Genomic DNA, 459 nt, shown 5'->3' with positions numbered 1-459 from the left:
AACAATTCAATTCATTCATTCCTGGTGGGCATATTTGGTCCTCCTGGTTCTAATTATATCAGTAATCCTTTCCCTTGTGGGGCTAACCAGCAAAAAAGACTATGGAGCGACCGATTTTAGGCTGGCGCTTTTTACCTTGATCGTTTCCCATATTCAGCTGCTTATTGGAATTGTACTATATTTTGTAGCGCCCTGGTTTAAGGCTTTTGGAGAAGTAGGTATGGGTGGTGTTATGAAAGATTCAACATTGCGTCTTTATCTGGTTGAACACCCACTGATCATGATAATTTCAGTGATCCTTATCACTGTGGGTTACTCTAAACATAAGAAGAAGCTTACCTCAAGACCAAAGTTCAAGACACTGGCGATATTTTATACCCTCGCCCTTATCTTTATGTTGTCCAGAATACCATGGAGTTCATGGTTCTAAAGGATTGTTCTAATTAAGAGAATATAGAC

At 39.4% G+C, this 459-nt stretch carries 1 protein-coding gene; it reads left to right on the top strand.

What is annotated here, in order from left to right:
• The coding region (locus tag HC175_RS18450; RefSeq protein ID WP_235942678.1) for a hypothetical protein at window positions 1-430 on the top strand (430 nt) is incomplete at its 5' end.
• Between the last annotated feature and the right edge of the window lie 29 nt (window positions 431-459).

The sequence above is a fragment of the Salinimicrobium oceani genome (assembly GCF_012037645.1).
The sequence above is the reverse complement of the archived record's forward strand: the minus strand, read 5'-3'. Positions and strand labels throughout refer to the sequence as shown.